The organism is Psychrobacter sp. SHUES1 (genome assembly GCF_001652315.1).
GTDB classification, from domain to species: Bacteria; Pseudomonadota; Gammaproteobacteria; order Pseudomonadales; family Moraxellaceae; genus Psychrobacter; species Psychrobacter faecalis.
This window is the reverse complement of sequence record NZ_LXWA01000031.1, coordinates 56588-76200: the sequence shown is the minus strand read 5'-3', so window position 1 is coordinate 76200 and position 19613 is coordinate 56588. Positions and strand designations below refer to the sequence as shown.

At 44.2% G+C, this 19613-nt stretch carries 16 protein-coding genes; 2 read left to right on the top strand and 14 right to left on the bottom strand.

The window, feature by feature from the left end:
• Positions 1-81: 81 nt before the first annotated feature.
• The 8 genes from fdx to A7325_RS02955 all read right to left on the bottom strand — a co-directional run bounded on the left by fdx (position 82) and on the right by A7325_RS02955 (position 7440).
• Positions 82-420 (bottom strand): ISC system 2Fe-2S type ferredoxin, encoded by a 339-nt coding sequence (gene fdx / locus A7325_RS02990; protein ID WP_068404490.1) that lies wholly within the window; start codon positions 418-420, stop codon positions 82-84.
• Positions 421-529: 109 nt separating this feature from the next.
• The gene (hscA, locus tag A7325_RS02985) at positions 530-2407 is read right to left on the bottom strand and encodes a Fe-S protein assembly chaperone HscA (protein WP_068404488.1); all 1878 of its coding nucleotides are present in this window, start codon (positions 2405-2407) and stop codon (positions 530-532) included.
• Between the two features lie 169 nt (positions 2408-2576).
• Complete coding sequence (gene hscB / locus A7325_RS02980; RefSeq protein WP_068404486.1) at positions 2577-3167, bottom strand: Fe-S protein assembly co-chaperone HscB; 591 nt, start codon at positions 3165-3167, stop codon at positions 2577-2579.
• Between the two features lie 187 nt (positions 3168-3354).
• Positions 3355-3675, bottom strand: coding sequence for an iron-sulfur cluster assembly protein IscA (gene iscA / locus A7325_RS02975; RefSeq protein WP_068404485.1), 321 nt, complete (start codon positions 3673-3675; stop codon positions 3355-3357).
• Between the two features lie 225 nt (positions 3676-3900).
• Positions 3901-4314 carry a Fe-S cluster assembly scaffold IscU gene (gene iscU, locus A7325_RS02970; RefSeq protein ID WP_068404483.1) on the bottom strand — a complete coding sequence of 138 codons (414 nt, stop codon included), beginning with the start codon at positions 4312-4314 and terminating at the stop codon, positions 3901-3903.
• Between the two features lie 229 nt (positions 4315-4543).
• Positions 4544-5770, bottom strand: coding sequence for an IscS subfamily cysteine desulfurase (locus A7325_RS02965; protein ID WP_068404481.1), 1227 nt, complete (start codon positions 5768-5770; stop codon positions 4544-4546).
• The gene (locus A7325_RS02960) at positions 5767-6294 is read right to left on the bottom strand and encodes an Rrf2 family transcriptional regulator (protein WP_068404479.1); all 528 of its coding nucleotides are present in this window, start codon (positions 6292-6294) and stop codon (positions 5767-5769) included. Before A7325_RS02960 ends, A7325_RS02965 begins: the two co-directional genes overlap by 4 nt.
• Before the next feature lie 498 nt (positions 6295-6792).
• Positions 6793-7440, bottom strand: coding sequence for a hypothetical protein (locus A7325_RS02955; protein ID WP_068404477.1), 648 nt, complete (start codon positions 7438-7440; stop codon positions 6793-6795).
• Positions 7441-8040: 600 nt separating this feature from the next.
• On the opposite strand from A7325_RS02955, the gene A7325_RS02950 reads away from it, so the two are divergent.
• A complete protein-coding gene (locus A7325_RS02950; protein WP_223808465.1) occupies positions 8041-8352 on the top strand; it encodes an HU family DNA-binding protein in 312 nt (103 codons plus the stop codon).
• A 463-nt stretch (positions 8353-8815) separates the two neighbouring features.
• Positions 8816-10690, top strand: coding sequence for a SurA N-terminal domain-containing protein (locus tag A7325_RS02945; protein ID WP_068404473.1), 1875 nt, complete (start codon positions 8816-8818; stop codon positions 10688-10690).
• 154 nt (positions 10691-10844) lie between these two features.
• Here the strand turns inward: A7325_RS02945 and purH are convergent, their stop codons facing one another.
• From purH to mrcB, 6 genes are all read right to left on the bottom strand, one after another.
• Complete coding sequence (gene purH, locus A7325_RS02940) at positions 10845-12425, bottom strand: bifunctional phosphoribosylaminoimidazolecarboxamide formyltransferase/IMP cyclohydrolase (protein WP_068404472.1); 1581 nt, start codon at positions 12423-12425, stop codon at positions 10845-10847.
• Between the two features lie 199 nt (positions 12426-12624).
• Positions 12625-12894, bottom strand: coding sequence for a DNA-binding transcriptional regulator Fis (gene fis, locus A7325_RS02935; RefSeq protein WP_068404623.1), 270 nt, complete (start codon positions 12892-12894; stop codon positions 12625-12627).
• Positions 12895-13215: 321 nt separating this feature from the next.
• Complete coding sequence (locus A7325_RS02930; protein WP_068404470.1) at positions 13216-14529, bottom strand: DUF3426 domain-containing protein; 1314 nt, start codon at positions 14527-14529, stop codon at positions 13216-13218.
• A 193-nt stretch (positions 14530-14722) separates the two neighbouring features.
• Positions 14723-15649 (bottom strand): 50S ribosomal protein L11 methyltransferase, encoded by a 927-nt coding sequence (prmA, locus tag A7325_RS02925; RefSeq protein ID WP_068404468.1) that lies wholly within the window; start codon positions 15647-15649, stop codon positions 14723-14725.
• Positions 15650-15810: 161 nt separating this feature from the next.
• Positions 15811-16668, bottom strand: a complete 858-nt coding sequence (locus tag A7325_RS02920; RefSeq protein ID WP_068404466.1) for a tetratricopeptide repeat protein — start codon at positions 16666-16668, stop codon at positions 15811-15813.
• 30 nt (positions 16669-16698) lie between these two features.
• Entirely contained in the window at positions 16699-19197 is a 2499-nt protein-coding gene (gene mrcB, locus A7325_RS02915) for a penicillin-binding protein 1B (RefSeq protein ID WP_068404464.1), read from the bottom strand.
• Between the last annotated feature and the right edge of the window lie 416 nt (positions 19198-19613).

Genomic DNA, 19613 nt, shown 5'->3' with positions numbered 1-19613 from the left:
GAAAGTATTTATAAAAAGAAAAATCCAGTTATTTATCATAACTGGATTTTTTAGTTTCATTTCATGCTTCAGCTTTATTATTTAATGATTTTCTTTCGCATGGTTTAACGTGTATTTAGGAATCTCAATCGTTAAATCATCATCTTCAAGCATCACTTGGCACGATAGGCGTGAATCAGGCTCCAGACCCCACGCGCGGTCTAATAAATCCGCTTCGATATCGTCCATCTCATCTAAGGTGTTAAATCCTTTACGCACCACGACATGACAAGTAGTACAGGCTTTTGACATCTCGCAGGCATGTTCAATCTTGATGCCTTTTTCAAGTAGCGCTTTACATAAGTTTGTGCCCGATTCTAGCTCGACTTCGGTGCCTTCTGGGCAGATTTCATGGTGAGGTAATATTGTAATTTTTGGCATAAGTTATTCGTCCGCTGCTAATCAATTAAAAATAAAAAAGGTCAATCTAGTAAGGTTGCTAAGTGAGTGTCTTAAGCGCCTATCATATGAGTGGTATAAATGCTATCTACTACCAATCTTGCGCACTGGTACCCGACATACTTGCTTTGACGCTTTGATTCATAATACGCGCGGCAAAAGCATCACTGTGTGGCTTTAATTTGCCTTGCGCGCTTTCAATAACGGTTAAGTCGTCGGTGCTAAGCGCGGTTTGCAAGGCTTGCATGCTCTCGGTCAATGACTGCTGCTCTTCAGGTGAGATTAACGCCGCAAACTCGCTAAGCGCCGACTGTAGCGCCAATAATTCACGTTCCGCTTCTACTTTGGTCTCAATTAGCGAGCGCGCATTCTTGTCTTCTTCCGCATACTTAAAGCCTGCGATTAATAATTGCTCTTTTTGCTCATCAGACAGACCATAAGATGGCACAATCTCAATTTTACTTTCAGTCTTGGTCGTTGTTTCTTGCGCACTGACGGTCAGCTGACCATTGGCATCAATACTAAAGGTCACTTCAATACGCGCAAAGCCCGCTTTCATCGGCGGAATACCATATAGCTCAAAGCGTCCAAGTGAGCGGCAGTTATCCACTGTTTCACGCTCGCCTTGCACTACATGAATGACCATGCCGGTTTGACCATCTTGGTAAGTGGTAAAGACTTGTCGTTTTTTGACGGGAATAGGGGTGTTGCGCGGAATCAGCACTTCAACCAAGCCGCCCATGGTCTCAAGACCGAGCGATAAAGGCGTCACATCGAGCAATAATAAGCCATTATCACTATCGCCATTGACCAATTGATGCGCCGTTTGTGCCGCACCTAAAGCTACAACTTCATCTGGATTAAGACGGCAAAGCGGTTCTTTAGCAAAGAAATCTGCCACCACCTGCTGCACCGCAGGCATACGGGTAGAACCACCGACCAAAATGACTTCATCTAAGTCAGCGGCAGATAATTTGGCATCACGCAGGACTTGCTCGCAGACACTTAACGTGCGGCGGCTGACAGGCTCTGCAATTGTTATCAAATCGTCGCGGCGTAACACACCTTGAAAAGAGCGCTCATTGACAACAATGTCGATATCGACTTGCTCAGCATCGGTCAATGCTTGTTTATAGCTTTTTGCTTGTTGGGCGAGTATGGATTTGTCGTGCAGGCTCACGTCTTTAGGGTCAATATTTAACTGCTTAATCAGCCAATTGGTCAGTAAGCGGTCGATATCATCACCGCCAAGCGCACTATTGCCGCCTGTCGCTAAGACTTCAAACACGCCATCGCTGAGCTTTAAAATAGATACATCAAAAGTACCACCACCCAAATCATAGATTAAGTAGTAGTTTTCACTATTGTCATCAGTAGGCTGATCAAGACCGTAGGCAACGGCGGCCGCGGTAGGCTCATTTAATAAACGTAAAACGTTAATACCAGCAGCTTGCGCCGCATCTTTAGTGGCTTGACGCTGCGCTTCATCAAAATAGGCGGGCACAGTAATCACTGCGCCTTGTATACTATCATCAGGTAAAGCGCTTGCGGCACGTTGTTCAAGCGCGGCTAAAATACGTGCTGAAACTTCAACAGGAGACACTTCCCCTTGCGCCGTTACAAAGGCTGGCATGGCGTCTTTGCTGCCACTTAACTCATAAGGATGGGAAAATTTAATATCGGCTTGGCTACGGCCCATAAAGCGCTTAGCCGAGACGATGGTATTTTTTGGATCATCTACTAAGTGGGCGAGGGCATCATAGCCGACTAAGGGCTTGCCAGCACTTGGATAGTAGACCACCGACGGCAATAAGGTGTCGGTCGTTGTATCAGCTTGCAAAACTTGCGCCTTGCCTGAGCGTACCACAGCGACCAATGAGCGCGTCGTACCAAGGTCAATTCCTAGGCCAAAACGATGCTGGTGAGGTTGGGCACTTTGATTGGGTTCGGCAATTTGCAATAAAGACATAAGAAAACTCAAAGATAAAATGAATTAAGAGAAATGGTACAAATATAATATATAGTTGACTAGTATTTAATGTTTACAATTATACGGCATAGTAGTGGTTATTTTAACCTTAGCTACATATAGGCTTGTTACCCGCGAAGTTAAACAATTTAAATGAATTAGTATGACGTTAAACGTATAAATCGTCGTCATCTAAATGCTCAGCAGACGCGACTTCATCAAGCCCTGTAGTAACATCGGCATCTAATTTCACCAAAAATTTTAATTTTTGCGTGGCATCAATCGCCGTTTGCCAATCTTGGCTCTGATAAGCACTATCAAAACGCTCAGATTGTTTATTTAGACGCTCGGTAATCTGCGGATGTAGTTGCTTTAGCGCGGCAAGCTCTTTGCCTTCAATCGCATCGTCCAAATCCATACGCATTTGCATCGCATCTTCTAAGAAGTCCAAATCGGCAATCGAATGCTCTAAGTTCTGCGCCTGCCCAGCGATATCCAACAAGTAGCTGGCACGACTGTCAGGGTCTCTTAACGTTTGATAAGCTTGGTTAATTAGCGCTGAGGCTTGCTCTGATTGCTGCTTAGCTTGTGCACTATCCGCTACATTTTTGCTATCAGCGACAAGGTTGTCCGGATGATAGCGTTTTTGTAGCAGACGCAGCTGCTGATCAAGGCGCTCTTGGTTGACCGCAAACTGTACAGGTTGCTCAAATAGGGCAAAGAAGTTATCAAACTGTGCGTCTGGCGTGATGTCTGTCATAGCGTCTGCCTTTGTTTTTATTTATTCTTGTGAAGACTTGCTTTTACTTATGCGCTGTTTTATTTACTGTCTGTTTTAAATACTGGTCTTTTAAAGTTCAGTACTTACTTAGTATCTAAGCGCTAACTCAGGTTTTAGGTGCTAAGCGCTCGTATATCAATCGTTTAGCGCGCTCTGGTTTAGAGCTTTAGACGGTAAACGATTCACCGCAGCCACATTCACCTTTTTGATTGGGATTGGTGAATTTAAAGCCTTCATTGAGACCTTCTTTTTCATAATCCATCACTAAGCCATCTAAATAAACCAAGCTTTTAGGATCAATAAAAATATTGACGCCACGGCTTTCATAACGGGTGTCGTTTTCGTCAGGCGTGTCAACAAACTCTAGCACGTAAGCCAAGCCTGAGCAGCCTGCTGTACGGATACCTACTCGGATGCCTTCACCTTTACCGCGATTGTCCAAAAAGTCTTGAACATGCTGAGCGGCGCGTTCTGTCATTTCAATCATGCCAACTCCCATTGACTATCAATAATTGAGATAATAATTGCGGCAAAAGCGTTTTTATCAACACCACTGCCAGTAAAGCGTTAAAAATAAATAAAAGGTGACAATTACATGAGCGTTATTGTCACCTTATGGGCGTTAGTAGCTTCTAACGTCGTATTACTCATGTTTGTTTTCAAATTCGCTACTTGCGCCTATTATATAAATAAGCGCAAGGCTTTATATAATTTAGCTGGTTGCTTCTTCTGTTACTGCCGCAGCTGTACCATGCTTACCTTTATAGTCGCTAATGGCGGCTTTAATGGCGTCTTCTGCAAGGACTGAGCAATGCACTTTTACCGGTGGTAATGCCAATTCTTCAGCGATATCCATATTTTTGATCTCGCCAGCTTGGTCTAAGCTTTTGCCTTTTAGCCACTCGGTGACAAGCGAGCTTGAAGCAATTGCTGAACCGCAGCCATAGGTTTTAAAGCGTGCATCTTCGATGATACCGTTATCATCGACTTGGATTTGTAGGCGCATCACATCGCCACAGGCTGGGGCGCCAACCATACCCGTACCAACGTTTTTGGCATTTTTGTCAAGATTGCCGACGTTGCGTGGGTTTTCGTAATGATCAATAACTTGGTCACTATAGGCCATGGGGTTTTCTCCTAGTTAGATGATGAGTAGCCACTTAAATGTTAAGTTATATAAGTAACTTTCCAAATAACTCACTTATTAAGTTTAAATGTCTGTCTACTCATCGATAATTGGGGTCAAACACATATTATAAAAATGGTATTTATAATTGTCTGATGAATTATTTGGTTTAATGCTTATACCTGATAACCATTAAACCTTTTTACTATTAAAGTTTTATGAATAAATATTAATGCTCAGACCATTCTACCGAGTCTAAATCAACGCCTTCTTGATACATATCCCAAAGTGGCGATAGGGCGCGTAATTTGTCTACCGCTTCATGCATCTGTTTTACGACGGTATCAATATCTTCTTCGGTGGTATAACGACCAAAGCTAAAGCGGATTGAGCTATGGGCCAACTCATCTGGGCGACCGATGGCGCGCAATACATACGATGGCTCAAGCGTCGCTGAAGTACAGGCTGAACCTGATGAAACCGCCAAGTCTTTTAACGACATCATCAGTGACTCGCCTTCAACAAAGTTAAAGCTGATGTTAATGATGTTAGGCACGCTGTTTTCTAAATCACCGTTTAGATAAATCTCTTCGATATCTTGTAGACCGTCCCACAGCTTTTGGCGTAATTTTGCCACGTGAGCATGGTCTTCTTCATAACGCTCATTGGCCAATGCAAATGCAGCACCTAGCCCAACAATTTGGTGCGTCGGCAAGGTACCTGAACGCATACCGCGCTCATGGCCACCGCCATGCTGCTCAGCTTTTAGGCGAATACGAGGTTTACGGCGAACAAATAGCGCACCGATACCTTTAGGGCCATACGCTTTATGACCTGAAAAACTCATCAAGTCAATTTTCATCTCTTCAAGATTAACAGGTATTTTACCAACAGACTGCGCACCATCGACATGGAATACAACGCCCGCTTTGCGAGTAATCTCACCAATCGCGGCGACATCGGTAATGGTACCAAGCTCATTATTAACCATCATTAGTGATACTAAAATCGTATCGTCACGTAGGGCTTCTTGTACTTGCTCTGGCAAAATCAAACCCGTACCAGCTTGCGGCTCAAGATAAGTAATCTCAAAACCTTCTTGCTCAAGCTCACGGCAAGTATCTAAAACCGCTTTGTGCTCAATTTTACTGGTAATGATGTGCTTGCCGCGCGACTGATAAAAATGTGCCGCGCCTTTAATAGCTAGGTTATCTGATTCTGTCGCGCCCGAGGTAAAGACGATTTCGCGTGGATCCGCATGAATCACTTCAGCGACTTGCTGACGAGCCGTTTCTACCGCTTCTTCTGCTTGCCAGCCATAGCCATGTGAGCGTGATGCTGGGTTACCAAAGATGCCGTCTACCGTCAGATATTCGCTCATTTTAGCAGCGACTGACTTAGCAACTGGCGTCGTGGCGGCATAATCTAAGTATATAAGGTTGTTATGTTGGCTCATGCTGGGTTTGCCTCGCTGGTCGATAGAGTAATAGTGTTGATGTCTTTTGTGGACATATCTTTTGTAGCAATGTCGTTTGGAAACGTGAGGTGCTGACGGTCTGAGACTGACTGCACATGTTCCATGTCTAATAATTGCGCTAATGTTATATTTTTCAAGTATTGTTCGACATGATTTGATAAAGCGCACCATAAATCATGCGTTAGGCACATTGTACCACTTTGACAATCGCCGCGTCCGCCGCACTGCATCGCATCGACAGATTCATCGACGGCAGAAATGATGCTCATCACATCAATCTCATCAAGGGGCTTGGCTAAGTGATAGCCGCCAGCCGCGCCGCGGATACTGGTGACCAAACCGCGCTTACGAAGCTTGGAAAATAACTGTTCAAGATAAGAGATAGATATCGATTGCCGCTTAGCAATGTCAGATAAAGAGACGGCGCTGTCTTGTTGGCTGGTTTGCAAAGCCAAATCAAGTAAAGCGGTCACGGCGTATCTGCCTCGAGTAGTCAAACGCATGTGTTATCTCCAATCCTTTTTATAAAAAGTTTATTTAACAACGAACTTAGTCTTGTCGTATTCCAAAAGAGCAGGGTTATCAATAGGTTCTTTATAGATTTAATAGATTTATAATCGACTTATTGCTAAAAGCTAGTTAGTAGCTAGCCGTACTTGCGCTTCTATTTAGGAAAATCATCTATCGACTAAGTGGTGTCTTGTCGCTATTAAACAGCAGATGGTTTACCCGATGTGTGCAACGATAGGGTAATTATACTCAATCCCGAGTAATTTAGTCAAGATTAAAGTGTGGTTGAATGGTGAGTGCGACTTATTCCTATCATTGATAAAAACAATGATAGGTAATATTAAGGCTTAAAAGAGAATAAATACGCGAACGCGCAGGCTGTGAACTGCAGAAAGGAAGCAAGAGCGCTTAATAAGTCTACATCCTATTAAACGCGATACAAGGTTAGAAGAATAACTTTAAAAACACGTTACACTGCAGTTAGTAAGGCATTAGGTCATGATAAATAAAGCAATAATGGCAGCGATAGCGATAACTGCAAAAATAATTGCGGTAATGATAAAGGTCTTCTGCTTGCTTTGCAGTTCTTTAACCGTGGTTTCAAGCTCACGGTTTTTAATGGTCAGCGTGTTGATTTGAGTTTGCTGCTCCTTAATACGCAGCTTATAACTCTCCTTTTTTTCTGCCATTTCGGCTTCAGTAGGTTTGGTCTTACCTTTGCCGCCCTTAATCTTTTTGATCAGCCCTTGAATTAAGCTACCAAAACCAAGCTGCATAATAAACTGCTTGACCAGCTGTACTTGCACCGCCTCACCGCGCATTTGCAGCTTTTCAGTCGACTCAGTATCGTGGGTGATGATGGCGTTAATCACCTGAACGCTATAAGCGTTGATAATAACGTCAGGCTCACTACGGCCGATAGGCAATCTATCATCTAATAATACCCCTTTGGTAGTAAAGGTGGCGAAAACCTCTACATGAGGCAAGTATAACCTAAGCGCGACGACCGTCTCTTGCTTGGCGAGTGGATAAGCAGCTTTACGGAGTTCTGGGTCTAAACGTAACAACAGGGTCAGCGCCGACTCGATAAACACCAATATGATATTAAGAAAAGAGTGAGACAACGTAGAACGCTTCATGTAAATAATCCGTTTTTATTGTGTAAGTTAAAGATAAAAGGACAAACAAAGGTCAAAATCAACCCAAAATGTACAATGCAATCGCGCTTATAGTAACGCCTTTAGCATAAAAAGTAACGCACGTTTCTGTCAGTTGGTCAGTCACTACCTTATAATTTGCTCATCTATAAAGACACCAAAATTTATGACTGGTAATGCATTAGTCGGGCTTGGCAGCTATTTTTCGATCCAAGTTTATGCTTTAGTTTTTAATTTTGCTTGTTAGTATAAAAACTGAGTTTAAGCACCTGCATCATATTTGAGTATTTAGGTTATCAAGGCAAAATGCATAAGAGAGCCAATACAAAGATAGGTGCTTTGACGATAGGTGCTTTATTTCGTTAAATCCTATAAGCTAAAGTAGCGATTTAATAGAAAATTTGCAGCAGTTTTAAGTAACATTGAGTGTCAAATACGTAGTAGAGTGCACAAAAATATGTAAAATCGCTTGCGCTCCTTATGCTGCCTTGATATAAAGGCGTTAACAAAGCGAAACCTGTTTATGCGTGAGGCCAGTGGTTTTTATTGCTTAAGTACTCTGAGAGCGATACAATACTTGGCGTGAGCGTTTTTTACCCCCTAAAACTTGAAGGAAATTTTATGAATAAGTCAGAATTAATTGATAGCATCGCCGAAAAAAGTGGTCTAAATAAAACTCAAGCTGGCGAAGCTTTGAATGCAGTAATGGAAAGTGTTGGTGAAGCGCTAGAAGCTGGCGACAGCATCTCATTGGTTGGTTTTGGTACTTTTAGCGTAAAAGACCGTAAAGCGCGTACTGGCCGTAACCCTAAGACTGGTGAAGAACTTAGCATTCCAGCAAGCAAAGTACCAAGCTTTAAAGCCGGTAAAAACCTAAAAGAGCGTTTAAACTAAGCCGCTTTGTTTAAGCTGTACTCTTTTTAGCTATTCTATAATAAAATAATCAAATGCTCGTTGACGACGTGATACACGAATAAAAACAGCGTTGGTTGGCAGTAAAACAATAGATAGCAACTCATGACTTAACGATTCATTAAGTCATGAGCGAATGACCAAAAAAGCACCTAAAGATTAGGTGCTTTTTTTAGTGCTGAAATTTGTAGCTTTAAGTAGCAATAGTCGCCTGAATATTTTGAGTATATATCAAAAATCACGTATCATAGGGCGCGCGATAGCGGTGTTGTATAAACAAGAATTTTTATTAAATCTTGTTATAAACTTCGTCAATCCGCCTTATTTTATAGCGATAAAATGCACACGTTCTTCTTCTTACCATTGCCTGCTTATACAGCGTTGATATTATTAATAGTATTACAATGGTCTTTCATCAATATAGGTTAATAAAGCAGAGATAACTATGGATAAATTGCGCGATTTCTTAAAAAGCTGGCCGGGTCGCATTTTATTGATTTTGTGCCTATCGCCGCTCGCTCTATTGGGTGTCGAAAGCTACTTTGGCGGCGGTGTCGATCCCAACCAAATCGCTCAAGTAGGTGACAAAAGCGTGGGACTGTCCGAGTATCAAACTGCCGTCAATAACCGCCGTACTGAGCTTTTAGACCAAGTTGATGATGCCAGTTTATTGAATGAAGACGTGCTGCACGAGCAAGTCCTAAAAGGGCTGATTGATCGTACCTTGCTAGAGCAGCAGGCTGGCAAGCTGGGCATGACGGTTTCTGATGACACCATCAATCGCTTGCTGCGCCAAGAAGAAATCTTTAAAGATGCAGAGGGCAATTTTTCTAACGAGCAGTTTGCAAACTTTTTACGTCAGCGCAATATGACAAAAAACCAGCTGTTTGCTGAGTTTCGCAACCAGTTGAGCCTAGATCAGCTCAATGCCAGCATCGTCGGTACCGCAGTTTATCCGATGCAAGCGGTCAGTCAGTTGATTGATTTGCAGCTAGAGTCGCGCAATATTTGGCTGCATCGTTTTAAATGGCAGGACTATGCTGAGCAGGTAAAGTTGAGCAAGGGTGATATACAAGCTTACTATGACGCCAATAAAGACAAACTCAAAAGTGCGGCCATGGTCGACTTGGCTTACTTGCAGCTAAATCCGCAAGCGATTGAAGTTAATGAAGTCACCCAAGAAGATTTGCAGCAGCAATATGAAGCCTATAAGCAAAATCTTGCTGTGGTTGATGAGCGTAAAATTAGCCAAATCCTACTAACCGGTAAAGATGCCAAAGCACGCGCGGATAAAATTAAAGCCCGCCTTGCGACAGGTGAGTCATTTGCCAAGGTTGCCAAAGCCGAGTCTGATGATCCATCAGGTGAAACAGGCGGCGATATCGGGCGTTTTAATCCAGCGGTATTTGGTAATGATGCGCCAGCTGTCGAAAAAGCGCTGGCAGGCTTGAGCGTTGGTGATGTCAGTGCTCCTGTAAAGACCAGCTTTGGCTATCAGATATTTACCGTGACTGAGGACAATGGTAGCAAGATACCAAGTCTAGAGAGTATGCGTGCAGAGCTAACCGCTAAAGCCAAAGAATATAAACGCCAGGAAATGTATGCCGATAAAGTCACAGCGATTAATGACTTGGCAGCAGATGGCTTTAGTATTGAAGATATCGCTCAGCAAGAAAATGTGCCATTAAAACATATCAAAGATTATCGTAAAGAAAACAACCAATCTGCTTTGGCGCAGCCGGCGGTAATTAAGCAAGCGTTTGATGAGTTTACTATTCAAGACCAAGCGGTGACTGCGGGTATTGAGGTTGGTAATGGTACGGTATGGGTACAGCCAAGTAATTATCGTCCAACTAAGACGTTGTCTTTAACAGCGGCGACGCCAAGAATCACGCAGATATTGCGTCAACAAAAAGCAACGGCACTGGCATTACAAGAAGCGAAGAAATTGGCGGCCACTATTAAAACGCCTGCTGATATTGTAAAGCAGCCTGTTAAGCTGCAAGCATTGGGCGAGATAAACCGTCAGACTACGCAATTGAGCGAAAAAGAGCGCGGCTTAGCCTTTAGTCAGCAAGCGGCAGCCAATGGCGTCGTGGCGGTAGCGAGTGAGACTGAAACGGGTGCGACGTTATTGGTCGGTGATCGCATCAAAACAGAGCAGCAATCGCCGCTATCTGATGCCCAAAGAGCACAAACTGCCGCCATTATTCGTGATAATTTGGGTCAAGATCAGCTGCAAGATTATCTAGATTATCTACGTATGGTCTATAAAGTTGAGATTAATGAAGCCAATATGGCCAATGCGCAAGGACGTTAAGCGACCTATAAGGCATTTGTTAAACCCTTTTTTTAACGAGCTTTATTAAGCCTTAAATATGAAAAAGCCACTATTAATAGTGGCTTTTTTTATGCATTACAATTTTTATTTACTCTCAACGCTGTTTTCTTAATAGCATTATCTTAACCGCTGATTAATGGCGGAAGTGGCGCATACCAGTGAAGACCATGGCAATACCATGCTCATTGGCGGCAGCAATCGTTTCGTCATCACGCATAGAGCCGCCTGGTTGGATGATAGCAGCAATGCCGACTTCGGCCGCGTTATCAATACCATCACGGAATGGGAAGAAAGCATCTGATGCCATTACCGCGCCTTCGGTAGCAAGACCAGCGTGCTCGGCTTTGATAGCGGCGATACGCGCTGAATTGACGCGGCTCATTTGACCGGCGCCAACACCGATAGTGCGTTGATTCTTGGCATAAACGATGGCGTTAGATTTGACATATTTAGCGACATTCCAGCTAAATAATAAATCAGCAATCTGTGCTTCGGTTGGCTGGACGTCGGTAACGATTTTTAAATCGTTGGCGGTAATAAGGCCCAAATCTTGCTCTTGCACCAACAAACCACCATTGACGCGTTTATAATCAAGCTGGCTGTCGCGCTGCTCAGGCGTTGGCAACTCGCCACAAACTAAGACACGGACGTTTTTCTTAGCAGCGGTCGCCTCCAAAACGCCATCTTCGATACTTGGGGCAATGATGACTTCGACAAATTGATTGTCAATAATCGCTTTGGCTGCAGCAAGCGTAAGTTCGCGGTTAAAGGCAATAATACCACCAAAAGATGACTCAGGGTCGGTACTAAAAGCCGTGCGGTAAGCCGTGACTTGATCGCTATCTACGGCGACTCCGCAAGGATTGGCGTGTTTTACAATCACGCAAGCGGGCGCACTAAAGGCTTTAACACATTCAAGTGCGGCATCGGTATCAGCAATATTGTTATAAGAGAGCTCTTTACCTTGTAGCTGCTGCGCGGTTGCAATAGAGGCTTGCTGGCTTTTTAGGGCATGGTTTTCGACATAAAAAGCCGCTTTTTGATGCGGGTTTTCGCCGTAGCGTAGGTCTTGCACTTTTTCTAATTGGACGTTAAAGGTACGAGAGAAATTCTCTGCCTCTTGGTTTTCATTCACGCGGCTGCCCAAGAAATTGGCAATCATTCCGTCGTATTGTGCGGTATGCTCAAAGGCTTTGACCGCTAAATCGTAACGTAGGGCAGCGGTTAAAGTCGTTCCATTGCCTAATGCTTCAAGCACGCGCGTATAATCAGCAGGGTCAGTCACAATACCGACGTGAGCGTGGTTTTTTGCTGCTGAACGAACCATAGTAGGGCCGCCAATATCGATGTTTTCGATCGCATCGTTCATGGTGACGTCGCTACGTGCAATCGTCTCTGCAAACGGATAAAGATTGACGACGACCAAATCAATGCGCTCAATAGCGTGCTCATTCATGACGCTGTCATCAGTACCGCGGCGTCCTAAAATACCGCCATGAATCTTTGGATGTAGCGTTTTAACGCGGCCGTCCATCATTTCAGGAAAACCGGTATAGTCTGAAACTTCGGTCACAGCGACGTTATTTTCTGTCAGCAAGCGGTAAGTACCGCCAGTCGATAATAAACCAAAGCCAGCTTTAAGCAAGCCTTGGGCGAATTCTACGATATTTGACTTATCGGAAACCGATAGTAGGGCAAGGGGAGTTGTACTCATAAGAAAATTTCCATAAAAAAAGCCTGACGTAAACGTCTGGCAAGGTAATAATGGCAAGCAGTGCAGAGCATATCGGGTTTGATAAGATCATAAACTATAAACGTGCCATACAATTGAATGTCGGTTAGCAGGGCTAATAAGGGCGGTGAGTGTAGTATTTGGTCGTCGTAAATAACAGCGACTGGCATACAGCCATAGATTACATTAAGCCATAAGTTTTGAGCTTTTTGCGTAGCGTACCGCGATTGAGACCTAAGATTTGCGCACACTTGGTCTGATTGCCGCGGCACTTCTCAAGCACGACTGACAATAGTGGCTGCTCTATCTCTTTTAAAATAAGCTCATATAAGTCGGTTGGCATCTCATCATCGAGCATCGCAAAATACTGCCGCACCACGCGCTCTACATGCACACGTAACGGTTGGTGCGCATGAAGGCTATTGTCTAAGGAAGCTTCTACCTTATGGATAGAGCGATGATAGCCGTCTTTATAATCAGCAGAGCTCTCAATATCCTGGTCAAAATGAGTGGCATTATACGGTGCATGTGGTGGCATAAGATAATGTCCTTAAGCGTAAGCGTAAACCATAAGGCGTTTAAGCGCTATTATAACAAAGTCAAAGCCTATCAGAACAATAGATTGGGTATTACCCTATTATTACTCTAGGCTTGACGCTATTTATTATCATTTATGATGACAGATTTAAAACATTTAAGACAAATTTGATAAAAGAGCAAAACTTTTGAATAAATTTTATTGCTTATAAATGGCATTTTACCAAGCCTGATGTTAATAAATAGGCTCGGCGTTTACTTTGTCGATTTGAGTATTGGCGACTGGGATGGTAAATAACAGCTGCTTGCGACTTGTCGCGCCCAATTGGCTCTGTGTACTGAGTAGATAATCTTGCGGTGCTGCAATAAATTCGCCGATAAGTGCATCACTATCATAAACACTGACTTTCACATGCGGCAGGAGTTGTGCTTGGGTGCTTTGATTGTTTAAGGTGATGCTGATATCACTAATGGTGTTGGCAGTTTCGGTGCGGCTAGGTCGATGAGTGATATCGCTTGTACTCAAAGCCGCTAGATTGGCGCTAGGTAAGCTACAAGCGGCGATAGCAGATACTTTTTGCAAGCGCTCAGCATGGGCAGGATTTTTAACCAAGTTATCCAAATTAAAAATGACATACTGCGCAAAAAGTAGCAGCGCTAATACCAAACAACCAAATGTCCAGAGTAATGAAGCAAGCGAGCGCTTAGCAGGTGTTGGTGAAAACTTGGCTTGTGCTTGCTGCCTTTTAAGGCGTGCGGCCTGCGTGTTGTCTTCGTCTTTGATAGAAACGCCCATGCTTGCGAGCAGCGCTGATAAATCTGTGTCTTTTCTTGGACTATGACCGTCTTCGTTTTCATTTTGTTCTTTGAGCAATTTTTCAAGCCAAGACTCATCGCTATTATCATCGATACTGGCATGGATGTCATTAGCTGCCGCTGAGCTAAGGGCTACTTGTGCAGCTGATGCTGGCTCTTTTATAAGAGCGTTTGCTAAAGAGGGTTTTTCTATGGGACTAACAGAGGCGTGAGCGCTTTTATCTAGCTTTGTCGCTGAGCTTTTCGTCGACTTATCACTACTGTTCGTGGTTGAGGTAGGGGTGCTATCTGCTGCTTGCGTTAGCCAAGCGTCCATACTGTCGAGCGAACCGTATTCTAAATCTTCCTCTTCAAAATCTGCAATATCCATATCATCGTGAATCAACTGATCCTCTATCAAATCTTCTTCAGCCATATCATCATGGATAAGAATATCTGCATCTTCTGGTTCAGAGGTGACGTTTAGCTTGGTTGTGGCTTTTGCTTCTGGCGTAACGGTAGACGTTTGCTTAATAGAAGTATTGGCGGTAGTGGATGCATCATATTGAGGTTCATGCCCCATAGTGTCAGCAGTCGGCTCTGTATCATTCGTGACAATAAGGTTGTTATTGACCAAAAAACTGTGTTGACAATGTTCACAGCAAACATTGGCTGTTTTTTGGTTTAACTGTGTTTTTTTAATATTAAAAATAGCATGACACTGAGGGCACTGGGTTTTGATTGGCGTAGTCATAAGGTCGAATCCAAAAAGGTATCAGTATTAATACCGCATGTTAATACTGCTTAATCACTTACCAACCGCTGCCAGTTTTTTATGTCTTTTTTTATAGAGTAATCATCATAATTTGCAGGCAACGATAGAGCAGCGTTAAATACACAACATTATTTAACTGCTCCTCTATCGTAACAGATGTAATTAAATGTTGCTAGCCTGTAAATGTACCAGATAAACGCTGCCAATGTTGATCTTCTTGCGCGGTAAAAGCATGCTTAGGATCGAGCGAAAAGTAAGGCTGATACGCTTCGCTGACCTGCTCGGTTTGCGATTCAATCAAACCTGCTAACACGATACGGCTTTTGGGTGCCATCAGGGTCGCAAAATAAGGCGCTAAACCAATGAGTGGCTTGGCTAAAATATTAGCAACCATGATTTCTACGGGTTTTATATCGTTTTGTTGCCAGTAATTATTGAAGTCTTCTGGCAAAAATGCTTGCAGGCGGTCGTCAACATGATTGCGCGCCGCATTTTGATTGGTCGCAAGCACCGCTTGTGGGTCAATGTCCACCGCATAAACTTGACGCGCGCCCAGTAAAAGCGCCGCAATACCTAAAATACCAGAGCCGCAGCCGTAATCGATCACAACTTTATCGGTCAGGTCTTGCTCGGTCAGCCAATCAAGACAGAGGCGAGTAGTGGCATGGTAGCCAGTACCAAAAGCCAAACCTGGATCCATAATAATATTGGTAGCGTCAGGGTTCGGCGGTGTTAGCCAATTAGGCACAATCCATAAGTTATTGGCGCACTCGATTGGCTTATAATTGGACATCCATTCGCGCTCCCAATCCTTATCATCGACAGCGTTGACCCACGTTCGGCTGGCTTGTACTTGTGCGCCGATTTCATGGCTTAACTCCTCAAGTAATTGACGATTGCCAGCATCTGTATTGGCGTCAAACAATCCTGTGAGTATGACCTCATCCCATAGCGGTGATTCACCGGGAAGGGGTTCAAATAAAGGCTGATCGCCTGCGTCATCTAAAGCGATTGATAGCGCGCCAGCTTCTAATAACAGTGCCTCAGCGAGATCGACATTGTCTTTTTCACATTGTAAATGCAGTTGTTGCCATGCCATAAAGGTAACCTTAGTCTAAAATAAAAGTGAAGAATTAAAGGAGTAAAAGAAAACAGTCATTAAACCCAATAAAAAACTGGATAAAAAAATTAACGACTAAATTTATAAGCCTATTTTAGCGCTTATAGATTCAGTCGTCATAGTAAATACGAGAATGTGTCCTATTGGCGCAGCGCCTGTCTGGCCTCATTTATCACGCGAGCGTTACCCTGTGCTTGTCCTGATTGCAAGATGATTTGCCAAAGGTTGCGGCGGCGAGTGCTGTCTTGAGCAACGGTCAAACCTCGGCGCGCCATCGCTTCAGCCTTACGTGGTTGATTCTTTTTAAGAGCGACTTGCGCCAAATAAAAATAGACGGCTGATGATTTGGGTGCGAGGCGCTGCGCACGCGTAAAGCTGCTCTCAGCGCCATTGAGATTGCCTGACTTTAATTGCTCTGTACCTGTTTGCATGAGATTACGAAAGGCTGGCAAGTTGCTATTATTGGCTGTGCTTTGCTGACGGCGCTGCTGTGAGTTTTGCCGCGCCCGCTCCAATAGCTCATTATGTGAAGGAATCGATGGTTCGGATAGGATGTAATCTTCACGAGAAGGCGTAAGGATGATGGTATCTTGGCTATCAGGCTGTGTGATGATTGGACTTTGTGTTGCTGGCGTATACACCTGTTCTGCTTCGGATGACTGCATTGTCGAAGTTGGTTGTGTAGACACTGTATTGGGCACGGTAGAGTACTTATTATCATCGCCTTGAACAATGGGTGCTTGGGTTACCGTTACTGGCTGTTTTGCAGCTCGCTGCTGATTTTGAGCTACTGACGTTTGCGCAGGAGCGGGTTTGATAACTGTCGGCGCTGTTTGGCATGCACTCAAGCTCATTGCGCCGATAGCGGCGCTAAGCGTTAGGGTAGTATTCACGAGCTTAGTTCGCAGGTTAAACGGCGCAACTTTAAATCGAGCAATTTTAAATGGAGCAGTAATAGCCTGCTTAGCGGTGATAGTTTGCTGTATCAATAAAGCCATGTTAAAACCCTTTTTTAAGTCTTAAAAACCCTAGAACCACTCAACGGCGCGGTCATACCAAGTATCGGCACGATTGCTCGACCCGCCCTCTTGCTCAGCATTATCAGCATCGCCATCGTCGTTATCCGTATCAACGGCTTCGCCATTAGGAATATCCAAACCTTCACGGCGGCGCTGCTGATTGATAGAGCCTTGCTCATTTTGCCATTGTATCTGCTCGCGGGCACGCTCTTGCTGATATAAGCTAATAGCACAACTGCTGGCTTCTTCGGGTAGATACGCTGACATCACTGGCAGATAGCGCGCATCAGCACAGCGTTCATTAGACAACTTGCCAGAGTTGTTCTCAAGCCACAACCACTCAATTCCTTCGGGCTCTGGCAGCGCGACAGGGGTCAGTTTGAGACGATTCATATAATCGACCCAAACTGGCAAAGCGCCACTACCACCGCTTAGACCGATGGGCTTATTGTCATCACGGCCGACCCAAACCACGCTAACATAGTTGCCACTGTAGCCAGCAAACCAAGCATCACGGTAGTCGTTGGTAGTGCCGGTTTTACCCGCAAGGTTTAAGTTGCTGCCAAGCGATTGTATGCGTCTGGCCGTGCCGTTTTTGACCACGTCTTGCAAGGCATAGTTAATCAAAAAGTTGGTCTCAGGCGGAATACTACGCTGGGTATTTAAACCGGTACGCTGCAAAATATGTCCGCGATCATCAATAACACTACGAATACTATGAATAGGCGTGCGGAAACCACCGGTAGCGAATACTTGGTAAACGCCCAGCATATCCATTGGGCTAAGATTAACCGAGCCTAATAAAGCCGAAGGATAAGGCGGGATTTTCTCTTTTACGCCCATGCGCTGTAGCTGTTTGGCAAAGGTATTAACGCCAAACTCCATACCCAAACGTACCGCGCTGTGATTATACGATTGCGACAAAGCGGTGGTAAACGGCACGTAACCATGGTCACGATTGTCATAGTTCTTTGGATTCCACTCAGTACCGTCACTCAGATTGACCGTAATCGGTGAATCATCGACCGAGCTTGCCAAATTATAGCGCCCGCTTTCAAGCGCCGTCATATAGATAATCGGCTTTAATAACGAGCCGACTTGACGCTTGGCATCGACAGCACGGTTAAAACCAGTAAATTCACTGCCACTACCGACCACTGCCACCAGCTCGCCAGTTTCAGGATTGGCACTGACCAATGCGCCTTGTAAATCTTTGGTTTTGCTACCGCGACGACGTAGCTCACCAAGTTTTCTCTCAACCGCTTTGTCCGCTGCCAATTGGGCAATAGGATCTAAGGTACTGATGATAATCAGACCTTCGTTTTTTAGATCATCAGAATAATAGACTTTGTTCAATTCACGCTTGACGATATCTAAAAAATCAGGAAACTGGCTTTTGCCTTCGACGGGTTTGTCTGCCACATCGAGTGGTTTTTCTATCGCTTTTTCGTACTCTTCTTGGCTAATTTTACCGACTGCTAGCATATTATTCAGTACGGTATTACGGCGCGCTGTCGAATCGTTTGGATGACGGCGCGGGTTATAAACGCTCGGGCCTTTTGCCATACCAACAAGTAGCGCCTGTTGGTCTAAACGCAGCTCTTTGAGGGGTTTATCAAAATAAAATTGCGAGGCAAGGCCAAAGCCATTGATAGAGCGATTGCCGTTTTGACCCAAGTAAATCTCGTTTAGATAGGTTTGTAGAATCTCATCTTTACTATAATGCAGCTCAAGTAACACCGCCATCAATGCCTCATTGGCTTTACGTTTCATCGTCCGATCGGAGTTCAGATAAAAGTTTTTAATCAGCTGCTGAGTGATGGTCGAGCCGCCCTGTCTAGGGCCACCGGTAAAGTTGTTTAATACCGCACGCGCGATACCGCGTATCGAGACGCCTTTGTGCTCATAAAAACCGCGATCCTCGGTAGCGATAAGCGCGTCAATCAGCGGCTGCGGTACTTGATCGAGCGTCACCACCATGCGATCTTCGTTACTGTCTGGATAAATACCGCCGATGTTTACTGGCTCCAGACGAATAATGCCAGTTTTGGCAGGCTGGGTGCTTTGTACCGACTCAATCTTATTGCCAGCAATGGTCATTTTGATGACTTGCTCTTTATCGACGTCGTTGGCGCTATACGTAAAGCCGCGCGTATGGATAAAGTAGGTATTGCCAGATTTATGGTAGGTACCGGTGCGATCATAAGCCTTGTTGCTCTGATAATTGAGCAGCTTAAGCCAAGTTTTCATGGTGTCTGTATCGACATTGGCACCCTGATACAGCTCTAGGGGCTGCGAGTAAACCTTAGCAGGAATGTCCCAGCGCTTGCCCTCAAACTTGTGGGTAATGGTGCGATCAAGTTTGACCAAATATAGCGCCAATAGCACCATAGCTGCGATAATGACGATTAATAAAATACCACTAAACACCACGCCGCGCTGCTGTGAGGGTAGCGTATTGATAGCAGGCTTAGACGACTGTAGTCGCTTAGAATTAGACTTTTGCACTGATGACACACCATTTTGGGATAAAAAACTGCCTCATAATGACGCAAATTGACAAATTTTTCAATCTATCATCATCAACGCCTGCATTCATTAAGCAGGCGTTAGACTTTCGTAGTAGGTGTTTTGGAGGTATTAATGTTTTGGGATAAAGGGCTAGGCTGCTTACGCCGCGCGCTTGTAGTATAATGTTTATATTAATAATTAGGTTGATACCAACAGTTTTATCGACCCCTTTTATTAATAGTTTTTACCGATTTTTTAGTCTCATTTATGCCAATATCATTGTGCCAATAACGTTGTGCCAATATCTATGTAAAGTAGCTGTGTTAAAGGCAGATAATTCAATCGCTTTTTTACATAGGGATTGACTCTCGTTAATCAGAGCAAGTTTATTAAAAGCCGGTCGGCTGCAAGTA